7 protein-coding genes are annotated in these 7231 nt (G+C 76.5%); 3 read left to right on the forward strand and 4 right to left on the reverse strand.

The features are described 5' to 3' along the window. A partial coding sequence (locus LPA27_RS18845) for a hypothetical protein (protein WP_228943503.1) occupies positions 1–502 on the forward strand: 502 nt, incomplete at its 5' end. A 175-nt stretch (positions 503–677) separates the two neighbouring features. Here LPA27_RS18845 and LPA27_RS18850 read toward each other — a convergent pair. Then, entirely contained in the window at positions 678–1322 is a 645-nt protein-coding gene (locus tag LPA27_RS18850; protein ID WP_228943505.1) for a hypothetical protein, read from the reverse strand. 350 nt (positions 1323–1672) lie between these two features. Between LPA27_RS18850 and LPA27_RS18855 the strand changes: the two genes are divergently transcribed. After that, positions 1673–3205, forward strand: coding sequence for an amidohydrolase (locus LPA27_RS18855; RefSeq protein ID WP_228943506.1), 1533 nt, complete (start codon positions 1673–1675; stop codon positions 3203–3205). A gap of 143 nt (positions 3206–3348) precedes the next feature. Here LPA27_RS18855 and LPA27_RS18860 read toward each other — a convergent pair whose 3' ends face one another. Continuing rightward, complete coding sequence (locus LPA27_RS18860; RefSeq protein WP_228943508.1) at positions 3349–4371, reverse strand: SGNH/GDSL hydrolase family protein; 1023 nt, start codon at positions 4369–4371, stop codon at positions 3349–3351. Between the two features lie 82 nt (positions 4372–4453). Here LPA27_RS18860 and LPA27_RS18865 point away from each other — a divergent pair, with 82 nt between their 5' ends. Then, on the forward strand, positions 4454–5614 hold the full coding sequence (locus LPA27_RS18865; protein WP_228943510.1) for a cation diffusion facilitator family transporter: 1161 nt from the start codon (positions 4454–4456) through the stop codon (positions 5612–5614). Between the two features lie 263 nt (positions 5615–5877). On the opposite strand, the gene LPA27_RS18870 is transcribed toward LPA27_RS18865, so the two are convergent. Continuing rightward, positions 5878–6510, reverse strand: a complete 633-nt coding sequence (locus LPA27_RS18870) for a fasciclin domain-containing protein (protein ID WP_228943512.1) — start codon at positions 6508–6510, stop codon at positions 5878–5880. A gap of 106 nt (positions 6511–6616) precedes the next feature. Continuing rightward, a partial coding sequence (locus LPA27_RS18875) for an anti-sigma factor (protein WP_228943515.1) occupies positions 6617–7231 on the reverse strand: 615 nt, incomplete at its 5' end.

Below are 7231 nucleotides of genomic sequence, written 5' to 3' on the forward strand. Positions count from 1 at the left end.
GGGCGTGCTGGCCCTCGGCGCCGGCGCCCTCGCGGGCTACGCCTGGGTCGACGGCCGGGCCCCCGAGCGGCTCACCGTCAGCGACGCCACCGGCCGCCTGGCCGTCGAGGTGCCGGCCGGCTGGGACGCCGCCGAGGCCGACGAGCCGTGGGCCGGCCCGGCGGGCGACGCGTCGTACGACGCCCTCTCCGTCGGCACCGACGCCTCCTGGACCGACCCCGACAGCGACGGGGAGGGGGTCTTCCTCGGCCTGATGGCCGGCGACGCCCTGCCGACCCTCATGCCCGGTCACGCGGAGTGCGAGAGCCCGCAGGAGCCGGTCACCAGCACCGTCGACGGGCGCCCCACCCGCACCGTCGTGCACACCGGCTGCCCCGGCGGGGTCACCGTGGAGCGGGTCGTGCGCGTCGCGGTCAACCGGCTGCTGTGGGTGCAGGTGCGCAGCGACACCACCGCCGAGGCCTACCGCGTGCTCGACAGCGTCCGCACCTACGGGCTCTGACCCGGGGCCCGCCGCGCCCGGGTCGGGCCGGCCCGCGCCCGAGCCCGCGCGTGAGGGCGCGGGGGCTGTGGCGTTCGCGGGGGTGGCGCGGACGTCGTACGAGGGGTGGATGCGACTCCACCGGGCGCATGACGTCCCCTCCGGTGGGGCGCTGGGACGACGGCGAGGGCGGGTCTCAGGCGCGTGCGCCGGCGGTGACCTTCTCCAGCAGCGCGCTGAGCCCGTCGCGGTCCGACTCGCGACCGATGACGGCGATGGAGGCGTAGGCCGTGGGGTCGGCGGGGCCGGTGCCGATGAAGCGCTCGTAGCTGACGCGCTTGTAGCCGCCCTCGACGTAGGTGGAGACGAAGGTGTCGCGCGAGCGGTACTCCACGTCGAGGTCCTCCACCGCGGTCGCGCTCTCCAGGGCCGCGATCCGTGAGGTGAGGGCGCTCTCGATGCTCTGGTAGTCGTTGCCGATCAGTCGCACCCGCAGGAAGTAGGTGTACTTCACCTCGTCGGGCGGCCCGGGGAACCAGCGCCACTCGCCGGCCGCGGAGTCGCTGCGCACCCAGCCGTCGGGGATCGGCACCGACAGCGTGAAGGGGGCGGTGCCGACGACGACGCGCGTGGTGGGCAGGCCCCGCACCAGCGCGGGGTAGTCGGGGTCGGGGGAGATCTCGACCGGCGGGTCGGTGGGCACGGCCGGGGAGGCGGCGGCCACCGGCACGGGCGGGCCGAAGGCCGCGGGCGCGTCGCTGCGGGACCCCGCGAGCAGGCCGCCGGCGAGCGCACCGACGACGGCCAGCGCCATCGCGACGAGCGCACCCCGGAGACCCATGGCGACACCGTAACCGCCCCGCGGCCCCCGGCGCCGTGAGGGTCTTTACCCGGCGGGTGCGGGTGGCCGGTCCCCTCCGGCCCCGGTCCGGGCCACCCCAGGACCGCCCCGGGACCGCCCCTGGCCGCGCCGTACGGCGGGCCTGCGGCTCCGACCGGCGGTGACCACCGCCACAGGCCCGCAGCACCTCGGCGGTCGCAGCGCAGCCCCTGCACCGAGCGGGGGCCGCGCCTGCGCGGCCCCCGCGCGGTGCACCGCCGAGCCGCCCCGGCCCACCGCGACGGAGCCGTCCGTCCACGCCTCGTCGCCGGTTCGGCGATGGGTGCGTGACCTCCCTACGGTTGGCGCCCATGAGCAGCCTCCTCGTGCGCAACGCCCGGATCGTGCCCGTCCGCGCGGCCGACCGCGGCACCGACCGGGCCCCCGACGCCCCCGTCGACGTGCTCGTCGAGCACGGCCGGGTCACGGCGGTCGGGCCGCGGCTGAGCGCGCCGACCACGGCGTACGACGAGCACCGCGAGATCGACGCCGCGGGGCGCTGGGTGGCGCCGGGCCTGTGGGACCAGCACGTCCACCTGGCCCAGTGGACCCTCACCTCGGCGCGGCTCGACCTCACCGGGGCGCGCTCGCCGGAGCAGGCGACGGCGCTGGTGGCCGAGCGGGTGCGGGAGTACCCCGAGCTGCCCGTCATCGGCTGGGGACACCGCTCGGCCGGCTGGGACCGCGAGGTCACCGTCTCCGAGCTCGACGCCGTCACCGGCGACACCCCCGTGGTGCTGATCTCCGGCGACGCCCACCACGCCTGGCTCAACACCACCGCGCTGCTGCACCTCGCGCTGCCGGTGCGCGACTCGGTGGTGCGCGAGGCGGAGTGGTTCCGCGCCTACGCGCGCCTGTCCTCGCTCATCGGCGACGACGGCACCTCGCCCGAGGCCTACCGCCGCACCCTCGACCACGCCGCCGCGCTGGGCATCGTCGGCCTGGTCGACTACGAGTTCTCCGGCGGCGCCGCGGAGTGGGCCGAGCGCTGGTCGCACGGCTGCGACCTCCTGCGGCTGCGCATGTCGACCTACGCCGAGGGCCTCGACGACGTCATCGCCATGGGCCTGCGCACCGGCGACCCGCTGCCCGGCTGCGACGACCGCGCCACGATGGGGCCGCTGAAGATCATCAGCGACGGCTCCCTCAACACCCGCACCGCGTGGTGCTGCGAGCCCTACGGCGACGCCCACCGGCTGGAGTACCCCGCCGGGCAGCCCAACCTGTCGGGCGAGGAGCTGCGCGAGCTGCTGGCCCGCGCCCACGCCCACGGCCTCGAGGTCGCCACCCACGCCATCGGCGACGCCGCCTGCGCCGAGGCGCTCGAGGCCTACGCCGTGACCGGCGCCCGCGGCTCGATCGAGCACGCGCAGATGGTCAACCGCGCCGACGTGCGCCGCATGGCCGAGCTGGGCATCCGCGCCAGCGTGCAGCCCGCCCACCTGCTCGACGACCGCGACCTGACCGAGAAGATCTGGGGCGAGCGCTCCGCGCGCTGCTTCGCCTACCGCTGGATGCTCGACGACGGCGTCGAGCTGGCCCTCGGCTCCGACGCCCCGGTCTCGCCGCTGGACCCGTGGCTGGCCATGGCCGCCGCGGTGCACCGCAGCGCCGACGAGCGGGAGGCGTGGCACGGCGAGCAGGCGCTGACCCCGCAGGAGGTGCTCGCCGCTTCCGTCGACGGCCAGCCCACCGTCGGCGCCGGCTCCCGCGGCGACCTGGTGCTGCTCGACCGCGACCCGCTGGCCCCCAGCGACTCGCCCGCCGAGGCCGCGGCCCAGCTGCGCACCATGCCCGTCGCGGCGACGTACGTCGCCGGCCGCGAGGTCCACTCCACCCTCTGACCCGGCCCGCCCCGACCCGACCCGCCCCGGGCTCGGACCGGCCGGCCGCGACACGTGTTACTGACCGTTGCGACCTCTACCCGACCGTCACGACAGTCAGGTAGAGGTCGCAACGGTCAGTAAGTGGCGATCGGGGCCGCGGCTCAGTCCTGGCCCAGCACGGCGAGCACCTCGGCGGCGACGGCCTCCTGCTCGGCGGCGAGCGGGTGGTAGGCGAGCGCCTCGTCCTCGAGCGTGGTGCGCCCGTTGATCCACGGGTCCTCGGCGCACAGGTCGTGGCCCTCGGTGGCGGCGAAGGCGTCGACGAAGTCGACCCCGGCGTCCTTCGCGGCGCCCTCGACGGCGGCGTCGAGGCGCTCGTTGAGGTCGCGGGCGTAGGGGTAGTCGCCGACAGCGAGGTCGATGCGGTCGGGGCAGGTGCCCTCGGCGGGCAGGATCTGGGGGTAGCCGACGGCCAGCACCCGGGCGTCGGGCGAGCGGTCGAGGACGCCGGTGAGCGCGGCGGCGAGCTGGCCGCGGATCTGGCGGAAGACGTTGTCCTTCACCAGGTCGGCGTCCTCGCAGGGCGAGCCCTCGGGGTCCTCGGCGGCGAGCTGGCCGCAGCGGCCGATGAGGGTGGCGAAGAGGTTGAAGTCGTTGCCGCCCATGCCGAGGGTCACCAGGTCGGTGTCCTCGGTGAGCGCGTCGAACTGCGCCGGGCGCGCCTGGCCGTCGAAGGTCTCCTGCACGCCGACCAGCGACGTGGTGGTGGCGCCGGAGCAGCTGACGTCGGTGAGCGCGGTGCCGTCGATGGCGGCGGCGACGAGGCTGGGGTAGTTGCCCGTGGAGCGCAGGCAGCCGTCCTGCGGGTCGGTGTCGGGCACGAGCGGCGCCGCGGTGTAGGAGTCGCCGAGGGCGACGTAGCGCGGGAAGTCGCCGCTGCCCTCACCCGCGTCGGCGGTGGACCCGGGGCTGGTCGAGGGGCTGGTCGAGGGGCTGGTCGAGGGGGCGCTGGAGGACGTCTCGGGGGAGGGCGCGGCGGCGTCGTCGGGCCCGTCGCCGCCCGAGGAGCTGCAGCCGGTGACGAGCAGCGCGCCGGCGGCCAGCGCGGCCGCGAGACGCAGCGTCGCGGGGCGGGCGGGGGCCGCGGCGCGGCGGGACGGGCGGGCCGAGGGGCGAGCGGTCATGGCGTCGACGGTACGGGCCCGGCGGGTCGCCCCACCCCACCCGGGGGTGTCGCGCTCAGGACGGCAGGAGTACGACGGAGTCATGAGCGACACCCGCGGCGGCCCCGAGCCGGTCGCCGACCCCGCACCGGCCCCGCCCCGCCCGACCGCGGCGCCGTCCCCGCCCACCGCCGCGGCGACCGCCGCGCCCACCGCCGCGCCCACCGACCCGCCCACCGACCCGCCCACCGACCCGCCCACCGACCCGCCCACCGACCCGCCCACCGACCGGTCCGCGACCTCGTCGGCGGGCCCTCCGCGCGGCGAGGGGGAGGGCGGCGGCGGCGAGTCGCTGCTCACCGTCGTGGTCGCGCTGGTGGCCAACGCGCTGCTGGCGCTGGCCAAGTCGGTGGCGGCGGTGGTGACCGGCTCGGCGGCGATGGTGGCGGAGGCGGCGCACTCGTGGGCCGACACCGGCAACGAGGTCTTCCTGCTGGTGGCCGAGCGCTCCGGGGGCCGGCCCCGCGACGCCGAGCACCCGCGCGGCTACGGGCGCGCGACGTACGTCTGGTCGCTGGTGGCGGCCTTCGGGCTGTTCTCGGCGGGGGCGGTGGTGTCGGTCTGGCACGGCGTGACCCAGCTGGGCAGCACGGAGGAGGAGGCGTCGTTCGTCGTCAACTACGTCGTGCTCGGGGTGGCGCTGGTGCTCGAAGGCACGTCGTTCGTGCAGGCCTCGCGGCAGGTGGGCGGTGACGCCCGGCGCTGGGGCGTGCACCCGCTGCGCTACGTCGCCGAGACCTCCAACCCGACGCTGCGCGCGGTCTTCTTCGAGGACGCCTCGGCGCTGGTCGGCATCGTGCTGGCCGCCGCGGGCATCGGCCTGCACCAGCTCACCGGCGACCCGGTGTGGGACGCGCTGGCCTCGATCGCCATCGGCGTGCTGCTCGCGGTGGTCGCGGTCTTCCTGATGCGGCGCAACATGGCCTACCTCCTCGGCGAGGGCCTCGGCCCGCAGCTGCAGGCCCGGGTGCTGCGCAGCCTGCTGGCCCACCCCCAGATCGAGCGGATCACCTACCTCCACGTCGAGTACGTCGGCCCGCAGCGGCTCTTCGTGGTCGCCGCCGTCGACCTGGTCGGCGACGACGCGGAGTCGGCGCTCGCGGTGCGCCTGCGGGGCCTGGAGGCCGACGTCGAGCAGGACCCGATGATCGAGGACGCCGTGCTCACCCTCGCCCTGCCCGCCGAGGCCTCCCTGGCACCCTGAGCCCCGGCGGCCGCAGCCCCGCAACCCCGTGGTCCGCGGCCCGCGGCCCGCGTCCTACTGACCGTTGCTACCTCTACCCGACAGTCATGACGGTCAGGCAGAGGGCTCAACGATCAGTAGGAGGCCACCGGCGTACGACGACCGTCCGCCCCGGCGCAGCGGCACCGGGGCGGACGGTCGTGGGTGCGGGCGGGTGCCCAAGGCTCAGCGGCCGATCAGGTCCGACTCGGAGGCCGGACGCAGAGGTCGACCCGGAGGTCGACTCAGAGGTCGATCGGGCGCAGCACGCGGTCGATGGCGTGGGCGACCTGCTTGTTGCCGCGGTTGAGGTCGAGGGCGATGACGCGGGGGTCGCGGGCGTTGGTGTCCTGGTCCTCCAGGCGCACCTCGCCGCCCTTGACCCGCACGGTCCAGGTCGCGCCCAGCGCGGTGGTGGTGGGCTCGCCCTTCGAGGCGACGACCTTCTCCGAGACCAGCGTCTTGCCGGCGACCACGTGGTAGAGCAGGACGGCCTCGAGGGTGTCCACGTCGACCACGGCGGCGACCTGGCGGAAGGTCTGGCGCTCGTTGCCGGGGCGCTCGCCGGTCAGCTTGAGCACGAGGTTGCGGAAGGCCGCGTCGGTGGGCAGGAAGGCGGTGGCGCGCTCCCCGCCCTGGGTGAGCAGGCCGACGGGGCTCTCCGGCTTGGCCTTGAGCACGGCGAGCACGGCGCGCTCGAGGACGTCGAAGTCCTGCGACTTGTGGTCGAAGCGGTTGCCGTCGGCGGCCAGCACCTCGGCGAGGCTGGTCTCACCCTGCGGCTTGGCCGACGGGGCGGCGGAGGCCGGGGCCAGGGCGCCGGCGGCGAGGGTCGCGGCAGCGGCGGTGGCGGCGAGGGCGGTGGTGATCTTCTTCATGGGGTTTCTCTCCTGTGTGGGTGTTTCTCTGGCGGGTCGGTCTGAGTGGTGGTCTGGGTGGTGGCGGGGCGGGCCGGTCGGGCCCGGTGGAGCCGGTCGGCGGCGCTCAGGCCCGGGTCGGGCCGGCGTAGGCGCCGCGCAGCGCGGAGGTGACGGAGTGGGCGGGGTCGCCGTCGTCGGGCTCGAGGCTGACGTCGACGGCGGCGTAGGCCGACACGAGCCCGGCGGGCAGCTCGACGACGGCGGAGCCGTCGGGGCCGAGGGTGCCGAGCGGGAGCATCTTGTTGGTCGCGGGGTCGAGCAGCCACGCCTCGTAGAACTCCCCGCGCCGGGGCTCGGGCAGTCCGGAGGCGGTGATGGTGACGCGGGTGCCTCCGGGCACGTCGACCAGCTCGACCGCGCCGGCGGAGTCGCGGAAGCGGCGCTCGAGCGGGGCCAGGTCGGCTCCGACCGGCCGCGGCTCGGGACCGGTGCTCGGCCCGGTCGGCCCGCCGTCAGGACTGCCGGTGGGGCCGCTGTCGGGGCTGGCCGAGGGGGTCTGCGGTGCGCCGCCCGCGGCGGGGAGGGAGCCGGTGGCGTCGGGTCCGGAGCCGGCGAGGGCCCAGCCCCCGGCGGCCCCCACGCCGGCCGCGACGACGGCGACCGCCGCGGCCAGCGCGAGCAGGGGCCGACGACCGCGGGGTCGCGACGACACCACGAGCGGGGGTGGCTCGGGCATCGA

The sequence above is a fragment of the Nocardioides sp. Leaf374 genome (assembly GCF_916862475.1).
GTDB lineage: Bacteria > Actinomycetota > Actinomycetes > Propionibacteriales > Nocardioidaceae > Nocardioides > Nocardioides kribbensis.

Coding starts and splice junctions, on each gene's coding strand:
- LPA27_RS18850 (WP_228943505.1), bottom strand. CDS start 1,322: ATGGGTCTCCGGGGTGCGCTCGTCGCGATGGCGCTGGCCGTCGTCGGT.
- LPA27_RS18855 (WP_228943506.1), top strand. CDS start 1,673: ATGAGCAGCCTCCTCGTGCGCAACGCCCGGATCGTGCCCGTCCGCGCG.
- LPA27_RS18860 (WP_228943508.1), bottom strand. CDS start 4,371: ATGACCGCTCGCCCCTCGGCCCGCCCGTCCCGCCGCGCCGCGGCCCCC.
- LPA27_RS18865 (WP_228943510.1), top strand. CDS start 4,454: ATGAGCGACACCCGCGGCGGCCCCGAGCCGGTCGCCGACCCCGCACCG.
- LPA27_RS18870 (WP_228943512.1), bottom strand. CDS start 6,510: ATGAAGAAGATCACCACCGCCCTCGCCGCCACCGCCGCTGCCGCGACC.